Origin of the sequence: Bifidobacterium tissieri (genome assembly GCF_002259645.1) — a bacterium.
GTDB lineage: Bacteria > Actinomycetota > Actinomycetes > Actinomycetales > Bifidobacteriaceae > Galliscardovia > Galliscardovia tissieri.
Window position 1 is genome coordinate 389,484 of record NZ_MWWV01000004.1, and the last position, 16,009, is coordinate 405,492.

Sequence of the window (16,009 nt, forward strand, 5' to 3'; positions counted from 1 at the left end):
CATGTCCGTTCCTCAGGTAGCACGCAAGCTCGTCACCGCCATCCCCGGACCCAAGTCCCAGGCGCTTGAAGAGGAGCACCACAAGTACGTGAGCGCCGGCGTCGGCCAGGGCATGCCCGTGTTCGCCGAATCCGCCTCCGGTGCCACCATCACCGACGTGGACGGCAACCGCTTCATCGATCTGGCATCCGGCATCGCCGTCACCGGCGTGGGCAACTGCGCCCCCGAAGTGGTCAAGGCCGTGCAGGACGAGGTCGCCAAGCTCACCCACACGAACTTCGCCACCACGCCGTACGCCAACTACATCGAAGTGTGCAAGAAGCTCGCCGAGCACACGCCCGGCGACTTCCCGAAGAAGAGCGTGCTGGTCAACTCCGGTGCCGAAGCCGTTGAGAACGCCGTCAAGATCGCCCGCAAGTACACCGGCCGTTCCGCAGTCGTGGTGATGGAGAACGCCTTCCACGGCCGCACCAACCTGACCATGGCCATGACCACCAAGTCGATGCCGTACAAGCGCGGCTTCGGCGCCTTCGCTCCCGACATCTACCGCGTGCCGTTCAGCTACCCGCTGCGTGACGAGTTCGGCACCGACGGTGCGGCCGCCGCCAAGGCCGCCGCCGCGAAGATCGAACTGCTGGTGGGACACGAGAATGTGGCCGCGGTGATCGCCGAGCCGATTCAGGGCGAGGGCGGATTCATCGTCCCGGCCCCCGGCTTCCTGTCCGGACTGGCTGACTGGGCGCACGACAACGGCGTGCTGTACATCTCCGATGAGATTCAGGCTGGTTTCTGCCGCTCCGGCAAGTGGTTCGCCTGCGAGTACGACGGCGTGGTCCCGGATCTGATCACCACGGCCAAGGCGCTGGGCGGCGGTATGCCGATCGCCGCGGTCACCGGCCGCGCCGAGATCATGGACAGCGTGCAGCCCGGCGGCATCGGCGGCACCTACGGCGGCAACCCGGTCTCCTGCGCCTCCGCACTGGCGGCCGTCAAGCTCATGGAGGGCAAGGATCTGCCCGCCCGCGCCGCGCACATCGGCGAGGTGGCCGACGCCGCTCTGAAGCCGCTGGTCGATGAACTCGACACCGTGGCCGAGGTCCGTGGTCATGGTGCCATGATCGGCATCGAATTCGTCAAGCCCGGTTCGATGGAACCGAACAAGGAGCTCGTGGGTCGCATCGCCAAGCGCACCATTCAGGAAGGCCTGATCATGCTCACCTGCGGCATCTACGGCAATGTGATCCGTCTGCTGCCCACGCTCACCATCACCGATGAGGAGCTCACCGAGGCGCTCGACGTGCTCAAGGAGATCATCGTCGAGGAAAGCGCCAAATAGGCGATCCCCCCAACGCTTCCATCCATCAGTTCAGCGCACTATCTATCAGTTCAGCGTACTAAGGACATCATTATGAAGTTGCTTACCGTGGGACCGAAGGACATCTTCCAATTCCCCACCGTCAAGGATTTCGCCGACGCGTTCGATCTGGGGCCAAAGGATCTGGTCGTCAGCATCGCAATGATTCACGACAAGTTCCTCAAGCCGTATCTCAACGGTGCGAACGTGCTGCTCGTCGACAAGTACGGCAATCAGGAACCCACCGACGTGATGATCGACGAGATCATCGCCGACGCCGGCAAGTTCGACTACGATCGCATCGTCGCCATCGGCGGCGGCGCGGTGATGGACATGTCGAAGGTGGTGGCCGTGGCGAACGGCGCCAGCATCGACGACGTGATCGATCATCTTCCCGATTTCAAGCGCACGGTCGACCTGGTGCTCATCCCCACCACGTGCGGCACCGGCAGTGAGGTCACCGAGATCGCCGCCATCAACCGCACTCGCCTGGGATGCAAGGCCGGCATCGCCAGCCCCGAGATGTTCGCCGACCACGCCGTGCTCATCCCCGAACTGCTGTACGGCCTGCCCGACCACGTGTTCATGACCAGCTCGCTTGACGCACTCGTGCACTCGGTGGAATCCACGCTCTCCCCCAACTCCACGCCGTACACCAAACTGTTCGGCTACGAGGCCATGAAGACCATCCTCAACGGGTACAAGGCCATCGTGGCGGCCGGTGCTCCGGGCAGTGATGAGCGTCGCGCCAAGCGCAACGAACTCATGAACGACTTCCTGATCGCATCCGACTACGCGGGCATCAGCTTCGACACCGGCGGGTGCGCGGCCGTGCACGCGCTGAGCTACCAGCTGGGCGGCAAGTACCACGTGCCGCACGGCGAATCCAACTACGCGATGTTCACCGGCGTGCTGCGCAACTACATGGAGATCAAGTCCGACGGCGAGATCGCCAAGCTCAACGCCGTCATCGCCGACGTGCTCGGCTGCGACGTGGCCGATGTGTACGACGAGATGGAGAACCTGATCAACCAGCTGCTGCCCAAGAAGGCGCTGCACGAGTACGGCGTGACCCGCGAGGATCTGCCCGAGTTCACCGAGCGTGTGATGACCACGCAGGAGCGTCTGATGCGCAACAACTTCGTACCGCTTGACGCTGATCGCGTGCGCAAGATCTTCGAGGAGCTGTACTGATCGGAATACTGCCGACCAGTCGTTGATCGGATCGCCGAGCAGTGCGATATCGACAGCGATACGAACAATGGGTTTCAAGCCATCGGGTTTGAGACCCATTGTTCGTCGATACGTCATGGATTGCGTCACGCCGACGACACGTTCTATTCCAATACACCCACCTTGCTATTATGGAAAAGTTGCCTCGGCAACGTGGGGCTGTAGCTCAGTCGGTTAGAGCAGCGAACTCATAATTCGTCGGTCCAGGGTTCAAGCCCCTGCGGCCCCACCACCTTCACTTCACATTCCGCGCGATTCCGCAATACGCCGCGCGATTCCTCAATACGAAATACACTCCATCCGCATACCCCATCCATCTGGGTTACTCTGGAATCATGAATCCGTCAGAGCCGACGACGAAGTCGAATATTCCGCCGCGATCCCCACAGCCGCCGCGATCCCCGCAACCTCCACAGCCCCCACAGCCCGTATGCCATCCCCGCCGCCGCATCACACTCGACCAGTGGCGTCGCTGGACCGAGTGGCCCATGACCGGTGCCGCCGTGGTCTTTCTGATCGCCTACTCGTATCAGGTGCTCGCACGACCTGCCAGCACGCTGCTCACCGAAGGCATCATGAACGTGATCTGGGTGCTGTTCGTGGTGGACTACGTCGTGTCGCTCATCCTGTCCGACAATCGTCAGTTCTGGTTCTTCCGGCATCTGTTCGACCTCGCCACCGTGGTGCTGCCGATGCTGCGACCGTTGCGACTGCTTCGGCTGTTCATGGTGCTCAAGGTGCTCAACCGCACGTCCGGCATGGCGTTACGCGGCCGAATCGCCATCTACGTGGTCGGCGCGGTCGCCATGATGATCTATGTGGGCGCGCTTACCGTGTACGACGTGGAGCAGTACTCCCCCGACCGGCAGATCGACGACTTCGGCGACGCCGTATGGTGGGCGTTCGTAACGGTGACGACGGTCGGCTACGGCGACTATGCGCCCGTGACATGGCAGGGGCGTCTGGTCGCGGCGGCACTCATGCTCGGCGGCATCACACTGATCGGTGTGGTATCGGCCATGGTGGCGTCATGGATCATGGAACGCGTACAGGTCGGTAATCAGAAGATGTTCACTCAGAATCTGGAGGCGCATATCGAAGCGAATCTGGAAGCGCAGCTGAGTCGTGAACTCAACGAGGATGCCAAGGCCGACGCCGCCCGCGACGCCCAGTTGGAGGCCAAGATCGACGCGCTATCCGCCCAGATCGCGTTGCTCACCGCCGAACGAAACGCACACAAGCCCTCGTAGGTACGGTCAACGGCAGCCGGTGATCTCCTCGCCAAACGCGATCATCTCCCGCATCGCCTGCGCCCATGCCCGACTCTTGGGAATATGCCCACTACGATCAAGCCGCACATACCGCACGTTGGAACGGCGAGCAGCGAGCGCGGACAGTTCGTCGGGCAATACGTATCGTTCGGCATCCCCCTGCAGATAGAGGATGGGCATGTCGAGATGTTCGGCAAGCGCCCACAGGTCGATGTTCTCCATGGAGTCCCAGAGCGTGTGGAATCGGCGGGAGAGGCGACCGTATGGCAATGTTCCCATGGCCGCGCCGATCAGGTCGATCGGATGGTAGTCGCCGGATGTGATCAGTCGCAGCAACCAGCGGTGGAACATGGCATCGTCGTGAATCATGCCGCCCTTGCCTCGGTCCTGGCCTCGGTAATGGCAGCAGTCCGTATACGCGCCGGCCAGTCGTTCCACATAGGCGGCGTAGGGATCGTATCGGCCGCTGTTCCTCAGTCGCAGCATTCGTTGTCGTTCACGATCGGTCAGATACGGTTCGCATGCTGTGCGGAAATGTTCGGTGGCTTCGCGCATGTTCATGATTGGGCCGAGGTTGATCGCGCCTGCGATGTCCGTTTCCCGGGCGGCGGCCACCTGCATGGTCAGATAAGTGCCGAACGAATAGCCGTTGAGCAGGATCGGACTGTTCGGGAATCGACGGCGTATCTCATCGGTCAAGTCGATGGCCATGCGCGCGAACGTCTCCACGCTGATGTCGGCGGGGATGTCGTGCAGTCGTCGGGCGTTCTTGCCGCAACCGTACTGATCCCACCATACGAGTGTGAACCGGCTGGACAGTTCCGGATAGAAGCCGCGGTAGGCGAGTCCGTAGATGAATGGCGCCCACGGTCCGCCGTGAAACATGATCATGACGGGCGCGTCGCCTCCGGGGCCTTCCACGGAGATCTTCTGCGGCACTCCCCCGAGCATCACTGTGTGCCGTGCGCTGATCGCCGGCTGCCATCGTCCGAGACCGGCATGTTTCATTCGTGTCGCCATCTGTGACAATACCCGTTGCGGTTCCGATAGCCTCTGCATCGACGTCCGTGTCGATGCCTCGGATGTTTTCCTGCCTGTCATATCTGTATTGTGCGTCGGCCGCACTCGGCAGGGCGTTGATCTTGCCGTAAGCTGGAACGGTCAACGGTCCGGTTGTGACAACCGTCACCAACCGGACCGTCAGCACGTATCGTCACCATCCATCAAGGAGCTCCTATGCGTCGACCGATCATGACTTCCGCGGCCTTCCTGTCGCAACCGTCCGCTCTCGCCACCAGAAACGATGGCAAGGTGGCTCAGGATCTGCTGGATACGCTTGCCGCGCACGCCAACGAATGCGTGGGCATGGCGGCCAACATGATCGGCATCGCCAAGCAGGTGATCGTGTTCGACGACAACGGTACCGCCCGGGCCATGTTCAATCCTCGGATCACCGCCCAGTCGGAACCGTACAGGACCCGCGAGGGCTGCCTGTCGCTGATCGGCGAGCGCGAGACCACACGGTATCGTCGCATCACGGTGGCGTTCGACGATATGACGTTCGCACATCGGTCCGAGGATTTCGCCGGCTGGACGGCACAGATCATCCAGCATGAGATCGATCACTGCAACGGCATCGTGATCTGATCGCACGAAAGCGGTCACGGCCCGTCATCGCTTTCGTGTCGGTAGAGCGTCTACTCGGCTGAGCCTTCCGCCGATTTCTCGGACGGCTCAGCTTCCATCACCTTGTCGAACGGCGGGTTGAATCGGCGGTCGCGCCAGTAGTATTCGTCGTCGTGTTCGTTGATGTCACGAACCACCGTGCATGGCGTACCGAACGCCACCACGTTGGCGGGAATGTCCTTGGTGACGAGACTGTTCGCGCCGATCACGGTGTTGTCGCCGATGGTCACGCCCGGCATGACCGTCACATTCGCGCCGATCCACACGTTCCTGCCAATGTGAATGGGGAACGAATACTGTGCGCCCTTGAGTCGTAGATCGGGACGTACCGGATGTCCCGTGGCCACAAGCGTCACGTTCGGTCCGAGCATCGTATAATCGCCGATGAAGATCTCACCGTCGTCCACGAGGGTGAGGTTGAAGTTGGCGTAGCAGTGCGCGCCCCAGTAGGTGTTGCACCCCCAGTTGGCGTATACCGGGCATTCGAGATAGAGATCCTCGCCGGCTTCGCCGAAGAATTCGGTCATGAGTTCGGCTTTGCGTTTCTGATTGCTCATCGGCGTGGCGTTGAGTTCCATCTGCAGGTCGCGCTGCGCCGCCTGTACCGGGAAGAAGCGCGGATCGGTGGGCAGGTAGACGTCGCCGCCGAGCATCTCGGCAAAATGTTCGCGCATTTCCGCTTTTTCTTCAGCGTTCATCAACATCCTCGTTTCATCGTCATGTGGTTTCACAGCAGTGTTTCACGACGTCGTCTCATTGCCATCATGATCACGCCAACCATGGTACGACAGAGCGAGCCGATTACCGATTTCATCGATACCGGCGGCGTTTGCCCACGTCGATGAACAGGTACCACAGGGCGTAGGAGATCGCGGGACACACCAGAAGCGAAGTGAGCACGTCGGTGGGGAAATGCAGGCCGAGCACCAGTCGGGAAAATCCGACGACGACTACCAGCAGAATGCCGATCGCCACGACCGCGTGTCGGATGCGTCGTTTCATGCCACGCGTCATCAGTACGCCCATGGTGGCCACCATGACCGCGCCGGCGGTGTGCCCACTGGGGAAACTCGGATCACCGGGCAATAGTGACGAACCGGCGGACGTGGAAGGACGCGGACGTTCCACCACCTGCTTCACGCCGGTCACATAAGCGGTGGGGCTGACGGACACCACCAGATTCCGCACCACATTGCGCACCGACCGGCTGCTGCGGTACGCCACGTACGCGAGCGCCGCCATAATGATCACGCATCCGATGCCGGAGAACGCCCATGCCAGTATCGTGGAGATCACGTCGAATCCGACGGGCAGATCACGCAACGACTGTAGAAACTCCGTCTCCTCCAGCATCGTTTCCGTCGAATCACGCAGTCCGGTGCCGATGGCCGGCATGATCGCGCATAATATGGCTACCATGGGCACTAGAATCGTGCTGCGCGAGTTTCGCCACAGCGTTCTCCAGACCATTCGAAATGTTCGTTTTCCCAATGTTTTCATTCGCACGGGGAGCCATTATTCCCCATGCGCACTGAGATGCTACCAAGATTCATCAGACCATACAGCAACCACACACGTTGTTCGATTCACCGGTCAGTGCGCAGATATTCCGCAAGATACCTGCCGGTGATGCTGTCCTTGGATTCCGCGATATGGTCAGGCGTTCCGGTCGCCACGATCCGGCCACCTGCCGCTCCCCCGCCCGGTCCCATGTCGATCACATGGTCCGCGTTGGCGATCACATCGAGATCATGCTCGATGACCACCACGGTGGCACCATGATCCACCAGACCATCGAATACGCCAAGCAGCACCTGCACGTCCAGCGGATGCAAGCCGATCGTCGGCTCGTCGAACACGAACACGGCATCCGACTGCGCACGACCCATCTCACTGGCGAGCTTGAGCCGCTGTGCCTCGCCTCCGGACAATGCCGGCGTCGGCTCGCCAAGTGTCAGGTAGCCGAGACCGAGATCGTGGAGCACGCCAAGCTTCGCGTGCACCTTGCGCAGATCACCGGTGACACGCATCGCCTCGTCCACGCTCATCGACATGAGCTGGGGCAGGGTCAGCAGCGTGCCATCCTTGGACCGGCGATGGATACGCCCGGCCTCAACCGAATATCGCGATCCACGGCAGTCGGGGCAGTCGATATCCACGTCGGGCAGAAACTGCACGTCAAGACTGATCTGACCGGTGCCGTCACAGGTCGGGCAACGCAACCGTCCGGTGTTGTAGGAGAAATCGCCGGCCTTGTACCCGGCGGACTTGGCCTCCTCACCACGGGCGAAGGCACGGCGAAGCTCATCATGGACGCCGGCGTAGGTGGCCACCGTGGACCGCACATTGGCGCCGATCGGCGTGGCATCGATCAGATTCGCCCGGTTGATGCCCTCCGCATCGATCGCGCGCACATGACCGGGCAACGGCATACCGTCGGCCATCGCCTTCAACGCCGGAATCAGCGTTTCCAACACCATGGTCGTCTTGCCAGAGCCGGACACGCCCGTCACCACGGTCAGCCGGCCCTGTGGAATATCCACCGACAACGGTCTGACCGTATGCAATGGACCGGTATCCATATGAATGCGCCCATGGTCGAACATCCGACCGTCTGCCACACATTCCCGGATCCGTCTCGCAGCCCCTTCGCGCAGGAACGGCGCAATGCGACTGGCGGGATTCGCTTCCACATCAGCCACCGTTCCCTGTGCGATCACATGACCGCCGTCGGCACCGGCGACCGGTCCCATTTCGATGAGGTGATCGGCGGCCTTGAGCACACGGACATCGTGATCGACCACGACCACGGAATTGCCGTCGGACACCAGATCGTCCATCACTCCGAGCAACCCGTCCACGTTCGACGGATGCAGGCCGATGGACGGCTCGTCAAGCACATACAGCACGCCCGTGGTGCGGTTGCGCACGGCACGGGCGAGCTGCACGCGCTGCCGTTCGCCCGTGGACAGCGTCGAACCGGCACGATCAAGCGAGAGGTAACCCAATCCCAGTTCCAGCAGTCGTTTCGCCACGTCGAGGAAGGATTCGCAGATGTTCGTCGCCATCGGTCGCATGTCCTCATCCAACGATTCCGGCACGCCCTTCACCCAGTCGACCGCCTCATCTAACGTCATGGCGGTTGCCTGTGCCAGATTCAGATCGCGCACCTGCGGATCGCGGGCCCGTTCGGAAAGCCGTGTACCCTGGCAATCCGGGCAGGGGCTTTCTTTGAGGAACCGTACCACCCGTTTCAGGCCCTTCTCGTCCTTGGCTTTGGCGAGCGCGTTCTCCACCGTGTACACCGCGTTGTAATACGTGAAGTCGAGTTCGGCGAAATCGTCACCCTTCTTCGGCTTGTACAGAATATGTTTTTTGATGGCGGGACCGTTGAACACGATGTCGCGTTCCTTGTCGGTGAGGTCGTGGAACGGCACGTTCGTGCGCACGCCCATGGCCCCGCAGACCTGTTTCATGAGATCCCACATCAGTGACCCCCATGGCAGGACCGCCCCGTCGTCAATGCTTTTCGACTCGTCCGGCACCAATGCCGCCCGGTTCACTTCCCGGACGATGCCCGTGCCAGAGCAGGTGGGACACGCCCCACCGGAGTTGAAGGCGAGACTTTCCGCACCGGGACCGAAGAACGTACTGCCGCATCCTGTGCACACGATCGGCTGCTCGGCGGCCACGTTCAGTGTGGGGTCGTTTCTGGTGCCGCAATGGGGACAGGAGTGTGAGCCGACACGGGAGAACAGCAGTCGCAGACTGTTGAGCAGTTCGGTCATGGTGCCGAATGTGGAGCGGATGCCCGGCACGCTGGGACGCTGATGCAACGCCAGCGCGGCGGGCACATGCAGCACGTCGTCCACTTGAGCGCGCCCGGCCTGGGTGAGGCGACGTCGGGTGTAGGTAGACAGTGCTTCCAAATACCGTCGCGAGCCTTCCGCATACAGCACACCCAACGCCAGTGAGGACTTGCCCGATCCGGATACGCCGGCGATGCCGACGAGTTCACCCAGGGGAACGTCGACATCGATGTTCTTGAGATTGTGTACGCGGGCACCTCGTATTTCGATCGTCGATGGACGATGCTCGTCTCGTGTCATACCGAATCCCCTCCCTGCCGCTTGTAGCGTGCGCGACGGCGACTGTGATCAACAGATCACGTGGGATACCGCAATATCGCACGCCATGAATCAGTATAGAGAGGGCGAGGTCATGCCTACAGGTTCAGGCCGCCCGCCCACTTGGCGAGCGCGGTTTCGCTCTCGTTCGCGGCGATGCGACGTCCATCCACCCAGTTGGCGTTCGGCGCGGAGTCGTGCAGTTGCACGCCGTCCGCTCCACGCGTGCTGGATCCGGAGGTGGCGAAGGTCACGATGGTCTTGCCGGACCAATCCTGGCTTTCCAGGAACGTGCGTACCACGCGGGGCGCGGTCTCCCACCACAGCGGATAACCGACGAATACCACGTCGTAACCGCTCACGTCGATCGGATCGGCCAGTTCGGGACGCAGGGACCGATCATGATGTTCCACGCTTGACCGGCTTGACGAGTCACGCCAGTCAAGATCCGCGGCGGTATACGACTGGGCGGGCACGATTTCCGTGATATCGGCACCGATCGCCGACGCCAGACGTTTGGCCACCTTGCGTGTGGTGCCCGTGGCGGAGAAATAAGTGACAAGAATGCGCTTGCTCATGGCAGGTCTCCTTCCAATATTGCCGTTTGCGATCATCAACGATCGTCGTACCGTCCATCGTGCCGACTTCGAGTGCTCGAAGTCAATATCACTGTCGTCATGGCTTCGCCGTCAGCGCAATACACGATCATCGCGTCCAGTGGACGTTCAGAAAACCTCCGGTATTTACATTCCGAATATCGAGTACCCCTTTCGTTCCCCCGAAGACACCCTTACGGCAAGACCTGTTCAATGAAGACATCACGCAGAAAGGGTAATCATGAGCAGAACCAGACCCGCGGCGTCAGCGAATACGACACGACAGGCCGCTTCCTTGAACGCCGACAATCACAAGTCCAGTCATCTTGGTCCGAACCTTGCCCGTCCAGCGATCGCCACGAAAAAGCTGGCTGCGATCGCCGCCGCGGTCTCACTGGCCGCAGGATTCGCAGGCGGAGCCTCCGGAGCATTCGCCATCCAGCATTTCCCATCATCTGCGATGTCCCAAAACGGCATGCCCGGCGGCATGGGAGGGGCAAACACCATGGAATACGACTATTCCGGCTCCTACTCGGCCACACTCACCGCCGACGGTGCCGATAAGACCTCCGACGGCGAGACGATCGACGCCTCCGAAGCCGATACCAACGTCACGCTGGCGCAGAACGGTGGCACACTCGCGCTCACCAACGCCACCCTCACCAAGTCCGGCGACAGCGATAACGCCGACAACAACAACTTCTACGGCACGAACTCCGTATCGCTCACCGTCGGCGAGGATTCCAAGACCGTCATCAACGGCAGCAAGATCACGGCTTCCAGCTCCGGATCAAACGGCGTATTCGCCACGGACTCAGGTACCGCGCTGGTCAATGACACGACGATCAGCACCACGGCCGACAATTCCCGAGGTCTTGATGCCACGTATTCCGGAACGATTCTGGCGGGTACGGTCACCGCGTCCACGCAAGGCGATCACAGCGCCACGGTCGCCACGGATCGCGGCGGCGGCAACGTGTCGATCACCGACTCCACGTTGACCACGGAAGGGTCCGGTTCGCCGCTGCTGTATTCGACGGGCGACGTACAGGCGAACAACGTAACCGGCACCGCGTCGGGTAGCCAGATCGCCGGTATGGAAGGATACAACACGATCCTCATCAACAATTCCACATTGGAAAGCACGAACACCGACAAGACCGGATCGGACCCGATCGCCAATGGCGTGATCATCTACCAGTCCACGTCCGGCGACGCGGAATCCTCCACCGGCGAGCATGCCACGTTCCAGGCCAAGGATTCCACGCTGAAATCGGCCATCGAATCCGGCTCCATGTTCTATTTCACCAACACCACCGCCGACGTGGTGCTACAGAACACCACGCTCGATTTCGACACCTCCAAGGCCACGCTGATCAACGCATCCGGCAACGATGCGAACAACTGGGGCTCGGCAGGCTCGAACGGCGCGACCGTGAACTTCACCGGTCGCAGTCAGACGCTGGAAGGCGAAGTGACCGCGGACACGATCTCCACGGTGAACCTGTATCTGCTCGATGACACCACATGGACTGGTTCGGCATCGATTACGGAGAACTCGAACGCGACCGATGATACGACCAGCGACGCCCCGATCACCGTGAACGTGGATGGCACCTCCACGTGGGTGGTGACCAAGGACACGACGATCTCCGCACTCAACGTGGCGAACGGCGGCAAGGTGATCGACTCGGATGGCAATACCGTGACGATCAAGGCCAATGGCAAGACGGTGGTTTCAGGAGACAGCGACATCACCGTGACCGTGACCGGCGACTACTCCACCACCGTGAACGCCAGTGAGGATACGGAACTCGCCGACAGCACCATCGACCGCAGCGACTTCGATACCCAGTTCAACACCAGCACCTCCTGGTCCATGAGCTGACCAACAACAACCATCATCACAACAACTCACCAAGGAGCATCATCATGACAGGAACCAACCCCAACAACTCCAACAACCCCAACAACCCCAACAACCCCAATATTTCGCAGCAGGGATCCGTCCAATCGCAGTCATCCTCTCAGCAGCCGGCGCAACCCGTGCAGGCAACGCCCGTCCAGCCGCAGCCATACGGGAATCCCGCATCCGCCGCGTTCCCGCAGCAGCCTTCGAACACGCAATCGTATTCGCAGCCGTATGCCCAGCAGCCACAACCGCAACAATTCGGTGCCACGCAATCCCCCAGCACAACACAGTCCCCTACCCCCACGCAACCGGCAGGTGCCGCGCAAAGCCCGTTTACGCAGAACGCCACACAGCCGACTCCGTCATCGCAGACATCCGACGGTCTGCTTCATCCCCAGAATGGCTCGCAGCCGGTTAAGGGACCGGGCACTGCATCCAACGGCAAGGTTCCCGGCAATGGGCTCAGCAAAAAGATGTGGGGCATCATTGCCGGAGTCTCCCTGCTGTGCGGTCTGATCGGCGGCGCCGCAGGTGCCGGCATCGTAACCGCACTGACCGTAAACGATCATGATGGTCCCGGAAACAACATGCAGATGCCCGGCGGCAATAGCGGCAATTCCCAGCAGGGAGGCGGCATGGGCCAGCCGCCGAGTGGAGGCTTCGGCGGCTCCAATGGTGGGCAGAGCGGCAATGGCATGTCCGGCTCCGACACCAATTCCGGCAATTCGGACTCCGATTCCGGTAGCGCCAACTCCAGCGGGTACACCAGCTCCTCCGAATCCTCGCTCATCTGATCCCATCCACCGATCGCCGGCTGGCGGAGGCACACGGTCCTGCATCCGCCAGCCGGCATATTGTTTTCTACCGTTGCCGGGAATCATCGAATCGCCTTGTACGGCATCATGATCGCACCTGTCGCGTTTGCCGTTAATGTCATCATTCGTGTAGCGTCATCACTCGTTTCGATACGATCGGTATCATCGATGGCGTCAATCATCGTTTCACGATTTTCAAAAGGTGATTCCCCATCATGACATCGCATCTTGCCGAAGCGGGACGCACACTGATTCCTCGGAACAATGACCGGTACGGTCTGCTGTCCCCCGCGCTGGTGATCCTCACGTTCGTCGCCGGACTGGTGGACGCGTTGAGTTATCTGGCAATGGGGCGCGTATTCGTGGCCAACGTGACCGGCAACATCGTCTTTCTGGGATTCTCCATCGCCCACGCCCAGGGCTTCGTCTGGTGGACATCCACGCTGGCGCTGCTGGCGTTCATCGTGGGCGCGCTCATCGGGGGCCGTATCATCCGCAGATTCGGCGACAATCACGCCAAGCATCTGCTGGTGGCGACCGGCGTGCAGACGCTGTTCGTGATCGCCGCCCTGATCGGCATCTATCTGCTGAACCATTTCTCGTCCGAACCGACGATGGGCGGTACCGCAGCCGCCGCTGCCGCGCGGGCGACGCCGAGTCTGATTTTTCCCACGGCCAGTCATATCGATCTTCACATCATCATGCTCATTGTGCTGTTGGCACCGGCCATGGGCATTCAGAACTCCACCGCGCGCAAGCTGTCGGTGCCCGATCTGCCCACCACGGTGATGACGATGACCCTGACCGGCATCGTGGCCGACACCTCGGCCCGCGGTCATGAGCATTCCAAACTCGGCCGTCGTGCGGTGGCGATGACGGCATTGGCCCTCGGCGCGTTGACGGGTGCGCTGTTGCAGACGCACGGTCATGAGGATGTGATCCTCATCGTGATGATCGTCTGTCTGCTGCTGGTCATCGCAATGATGCTGCCACACATCCACTCCGACGCCTCATGGACGATCGCCGAAAAGAGTCCGGTTTCCAAGTAACATAACGGCCGCGTCACATATGTCGTCATAATGTGACGTGGCCGTTGTTTTCCATTGCGTGTGATTGCGTTCAGCAACGAATCATCGGCGAATGATCAGAACCGGATCAGCGCCTTGATGACCTTCCGCTGGTCCATCGCCTCGTAGGCGTCCTGAATATGATCGATGTCATACTCGCCGGTGAACACCCGACCGGGGTTGATGTCACCGTTGAGCACGGCGTCGAGCAGGCCGTTGAGATCATAATGACGTACCGGTGCCGGACCGCCCTTGATGCCGATGTTGCCGTAGAACGTGCCTTCGGCGCTGATCTCCACATCGTGCGGCAGACCAACGCGGCCGATCACCGCACCGCGACGGGCCAGACCGATGGCGGTATCGAACGACTGCTTGGAACCGACACACTCGAGCACCGCGTCTGCGCCATAGCCGTCGGTCATGTCCAGCACCTTGTCGATGGCGGCCTGATCACGTTCAGGCACGATATCGGTGGCACCAAACTCACGAGCCAACGCGGCACGATCCTCATGACGGCTCATCGCGATGATCCTGGACGCGCCCAGCATCTTGGCAGCGATCACACCGCACAGGCCAACGGCACCGTCACCCATCACCACCGCGGTATCGCCCGGCTTGACCTCAGCGGACACTGCGGCGTGATAACCGGTGGACATCACGTCGGAAATGGTCAGCAGCGATGCCAGCTGCGCGTCGGAATAGTCGGACGGACTTCCCGGCACCTTGACGACGGTACCGTCAGCCTCGGGCACGCGCAGATACTCGGCCTGGCATGCGGAGAAATAGCCACCGTGCGGGCACACGGATTCGAATCCCGCCTTGCACACCGGGCACTTGCCGCAGCTGAACGGGAATGGCACCACCACGAAATCACCGACCTGCACGGACTGCACAGCGGAACCGACCTGCTCCACCACGCCGATGGATTCGTGGCCGGTCTGGCCCCCGACGGTCTGCGGGGTCAGCCCGCGGAAGAACCACAGATCAGATCCGCACACGCAGGCGCGGACCACACGAATCACGATGTCATCATCCTGTTCCAGCTGCGGCTTGGGCAGTTCCTTCACGGCCATACGGCCGGGCGCCTCGAATACGGCTGCCTTCATCATGTCGGTCATGCGAACTCCTTTGTCATGGTTGTCATGGTGTATTCGGTTGTCATGCGGACCGGACCATCACGCCGCCACAAGTGTCGAATTGCCGTCGCACTGGCATAATGTCCGTTTCGACTTCCGTTGCTCTTTACGCTACGCACTTCAAGCGCTCGAAGTAAACCACGCGACACGCCCATGCCTGCGCTCTGGGTTATTGGGTTATAGGCCAAAATGTGTGTCTGTTTCGGCTTGCTTTCCTTTATGGCAGTAGGCGTTTCCCCTGTTCGAGTTGTATGGGCGGGGAACTCGAAGTCGGCCAGAATGTGTGTCCGGAACAGGCTGTGAGGCCTTTCGGGACAACGGTTGAGCGGCTTTCGAGTTGGCGTGGCAGATTGGGTGGATGAACACACCCAGTTGCGCCGTGTGCGGCGAGCCGATGAAACGGAACGGAAGAACAAGCTCGGGGCGGGTCAGGTGGCGGTGCCGGGACGCCGGCTGCGGGAGCTCGCGCACCCAGTCGCGCGACAACAGGGCCCGTGACCTGCGGTGCGGACTGGACTGGCTGTTCTCCAAACGGTCGCAGGCCGAGCACGACCTGCCCTCCCGCACGTTGCGCCGCCGGTGCGAGCTGATGTGGGGCCTGTGGCCGCCGGTGCCCCTGGTGGACGAGGTGCGTCACGTGGTGCATGTGGACGGCATCCACCTGCACCGCGACGCCGTGGTACTGATCGCCATCGCCGACGGGCACGTGATCGGCTGGCACATCGCCAAAAGCGAGCGGTCGGCGGCGTGGCAGAGCCTGATGGCGCGCATCGCGCCACCGGACGTGCTCGTGTGCGACGGCGGGGGCGGCA

The 16,009-nt window shown here is 61.3% G+C and carries 14 protein-coding genes and 1 tRNA gene; 9 read left to right on the forward strand and 6 right to left on the reverse strand.

Annotated features, from left to right (window positions below):
* The first annotated feature begins 1 nt into the window (after position 1).
* The 4 genes from gabT to BTIS_RS04525 all read left to right on the forward strand — a co-directional run bounded on the left by gabT (position 2) and on the right by BTIS_RS04525 (position 3,837).
* A complete protein-coding gene (gene gabT, locus BTIS_RS04510) occupies positions 2 to 1,336 on the forward strand; it encodes a 4-aminobutyrate--2-oxoglutarate transaminase (RefSeq protein ID WP_094663034.1) in 1,335 nt (444 codons plus the stop codon).
* Positions 1,337 to 1,408: 72 nt separating this feature from the next.
* Positions 1,409 to 2,548 carry a 4-hydroxybutyrate dehydrogenase gene (locus BTIS_RS04515; protein WP_094663036.1) on the forward strand — a complete coding sequence of 380 codons (1,140 nt, stop codon included), beginning with the start codon at positions 1,409 to 1,411 and terminating at the stop codon, positions 2,546 to 2,548.
* Between the two features lie 194 nt (positions 2,549 to 2,742).
* Positions 2,743 to 2,819, forward strand: a tRNA-Ile gene (locus tag BTIS_RS04520).
* Between the two features lie 256 nt (positions 2,820 to 3,075).
* The gene (locus BTIS_RS04525; protein WP_094663037.1) at positions 3,076 to 3,837 is read left to right on the forward strand and encodes a potassium channel family protein; all 762 of its coding nucleotides are present in this window, start codon (positions 3,076 to 3,078) and stop codon (positions 3,835 to 3,837) included.
* A gap of 6 nt (positions 3,838 to 3,843) precedes the next feature.
* Here BTIS_RS04525 and BTIS_RS04530 read toward each other — a convergent pair whose 3' ends face one another.
* On the reverse strand, positions 3,844 to 4,866 hold the full coding sequence (locus BTIS_RS04530; protein ID WP_158216840.1) for an alpha/beta fold hydrolase: 1,023 nt from the start codon (positions 4,864 to 4,866) through the stop codon (positions 3,844 to 3,846).
* Between the two features lie 228 nt (positions 4,867 to 5,094).
* Between BTIS_RS04530 and BTIS_RS04535 the strand changes: the two genes are divergently transcribed.
* Positions 5,095 to 5,505, forward strand: a complete 411-nt coding sequence (locus BTIS_RS04535; protein ID WP_094663041.1) for a peptide deformylase — start codon at positions 5,095 to 5,097, stop codon at positions 5,503 to 5,505.
* Between the two features lie 50 nt (positions 5,506 to 5,555).
* Here BTIS_RS04535 and BTIS_RS04540 read toward each other — a convergent pair whose 3' ends face one another.
* From BTIS_RS04540 to BTIS_RS04555, 4 genes are all read right to left on the reverse strand, one after another.
* The gene (locus BTIS_RS04540; RefSeq protein WP_245819281.1) at positions 5,556 to 6,242 is read right to left on the reverse strand and encodes a sugar O-acetyltransferase; all 687 of its coding nucleotides are present in this window, start codon (positions 6,240 to 6,242) and stop codon (positions 5,556 to 5,558) included.
* 112 nt (positions 6,243 to 6,354) lie between these two features.
* On the reverse strand, positions 6,355 to 6,963 hold the full coding sequence (locus BTIS_RS04545; protein WP_245819282.1) for a phosphatase PAP2 family protein: 609 nt from the start codon (positions 6,961 to 6,963) through the stop codon (positions 6,355 to 6,357).
* A 167-nt stretch (positions 6,964 to 7,130) separates the two neighbouring features.
* A complete protein-coding gene (locus tag BTIS_RS04550; protein ID WP_094663047.1) occupies positions 7,131 to 9,653 on the reverse strand; it encodes an excinuclease ABC subunit UvrA in 2,523 nt (840 codons plus the stop codon).
* A 116-nt stretch (positions 9,654 to 9,769) separates the two neighbouring features.
* Entirely contained in the window at positions 9,770 to 10,249 is a 480-nt protein-coding gene (locus tag BTIS_RS04555; RefSeq protein ID WP_094663049.1) for a flavodoxin, read from the reverse strand.
* A gap of 259 nt (positions 10,250 to 10,508) precedes the next feature.
* Here BTIS_RS04555 and BTIS_RS04560 point away from each other — a divergent pair, with 259 nt between their 5' ends.
* The 3 genes from BTIS_RS04560 to BTIS_RS04570 all read left to right on the forward strand — a co-directional run bounded on the left by BTIS_RS04560 (position 10,509) and on the right by BTIS_RS04570 (position 14,043).
* Positions 10,509 to 12,155 carry a beta strand repeat-containing protein gene (locus tag BTIS_RS04560; RefSeq protein WP_245819283.1) on the forward strand — a complete coding sequence of 549 codons (1,647 nt, stop codon included), beginning with the start codon at positions 10,509 to 10,511 and terminating at the stop codon, positions 12,153 to 12,155.
* A gap of 44 nt (positions 12,156 to 12,199) precedes the next feature.
* Positions 12,200 to 12,973 carry a hypothetical protein gene (locus BTIS_RS04565; protein WP_094663050.1) on the forward strand — a complete coding sequence of 258 codons (774 nt, stop codon included), beginning with the start codon at positions 12,200 to 12,202 and terminating at the stop codon, positions 12,971 to 12,973.
* A gap of 236 nt (positions 12,974 to 13,209) precedes the next feature.
* Positions 13,210 to 14,043, forward strand: a complete 834-nt coding sequence (locus tag BTIS_RS04570) for a YoaK family protein (protein WP_094663052.1) — start codon at positions 13,210 to 13,212, stop codon at positions 14,041 to 14,043.
* A 95-nt stretch (positions 14,044 to 14,138) separates the two neighbouring features.
* On the opposite strand, the gene BTIS_RS04575 is transcribed toward BTIS_RS04570, so the two are convergent.
* The gene (locus BTIS_RS04575) at positions 14,139 to 15,179 is read right to left on the reverse strand and encodes a zinc-dependent alcohol dehydrogenase family protein (RefSeq protein ID WP_094663054.1); all 1,041 of its coding nucleotides are present in this window, start codon (positions 15,177 to 15,179) and stop codon (positions 14,139 to 14,141) included.
* Between the two features lie 376 nt (positions 15,180 to 15,555).
* Here BTIS_RS04575 and BTIS_RS04580 point away from each other — a divergent pair.
* The coding region (locus BTIS_RS04580; RefSeq protein WP_420807006.1) for a transposase-like zinc-binding domain-containing protein at positions 15,556 to 16,009 on the forward strand (454 nt) is incomplete at its 3' end.

What these genes read in the sequence shown, in the direction of transcription:
- gabT (WP_094663034.1), top strand. Translation starts at nt 2, where the DNA reads ATGTCCGTTCCTCAGGTAGCACGCAAGCTCGTCACCGCCATCCCCGGA.
- BTIS_RS04515 (WP_094663036.1), top strand. Translation starts at nt 1,409, where the DNA reads ATGAAGTTGCTTACCGTGGGACCGAAGGACATCTTCCAATTCCCCACC.
- BTIS_RS04525 (WP_094663037.1), top strand. Translation starts at nt 3,076, where the DNA reads ATGACCGGTGCCGCCGTGGTCTTTCTGATCGCCTACTCGTATCAGGTG.
- BTIS_RS04530 (WP_158216840.1), bottom strand. Translation starts at nt 4,866, where the DNA reads ATGAAACATGCCGGTCTCGGACGATGGCAGCCGGCGATCAGCGCACGG.
- BTIS_RS04535 (WP_094663041.1), top strand. Translation starts at nt 5,095, where the DNA reads ATGCGTCGACCGATCATGACTTCCGCGGCCTTCCTGTCGCAACCGTCC.
- BTIS_RS04540 (WP_245819281.1), bottom strand. Translation starts at nt 6,242, where the DNA reads ATGAACGCTGAAGAAAAAGCGGAAATGCGCGAACATTTTGCCGAGATG.
- BTIS_RS04545 (WP_245819282.1), bottom strand. Translation starts at nt 6,963, where the DNA reads ATGGTAGCCATATTATGCGCGATCATGCCGGCCATCGGCACCGGACTG.
- BTIS_RS04550 (WP_094663047.1), bottom strand. Translation starts at nt 9,653, where the DNA reads ATGACACGAGACGAGCATCGTCCATCGACGATCGAAATACGAGGTGCC.
- BTIS_RS04555 (WP_094663049.1), bottom strand. Translation starts at nt 10,249, where the DNA reads ATGAGCAAGCGCATTCTTGTCACTTATTTCTCCGCCACGGGCACCACA.
- BTIS_RS04560 (WP_245819283.1), top strand. Translation starts at nt 10,509, where the DNA reads ATGAGCAGAACCAGACCCGCGGCGTCAGCGAATACGACACGACAGGCC.
- BTIS_RS04565 (WP_094663050.1), top strand. Translation starts at nt 12,200, where the DNA reads ATGACAGGAACCAACCCCAACAACTCCAACAACCCCAACAACCCCAAC.
- BTIS_RS04570 (WP_094663052.1), top strand. Translation starts at nt 13,210, where the DNA reads ATGACATCGCATCTTGCCGAAGCGGGACGCACACTGATTCCTCGGAAC.
- BTIS_RS04575 (WP_094663054.1), bottom strand. Translation starts at nt 15,179, where the DNA reads ATGACCGACATGATGAAGGCAGCCGTATTCGAGGCGCCCGGCCGTATG.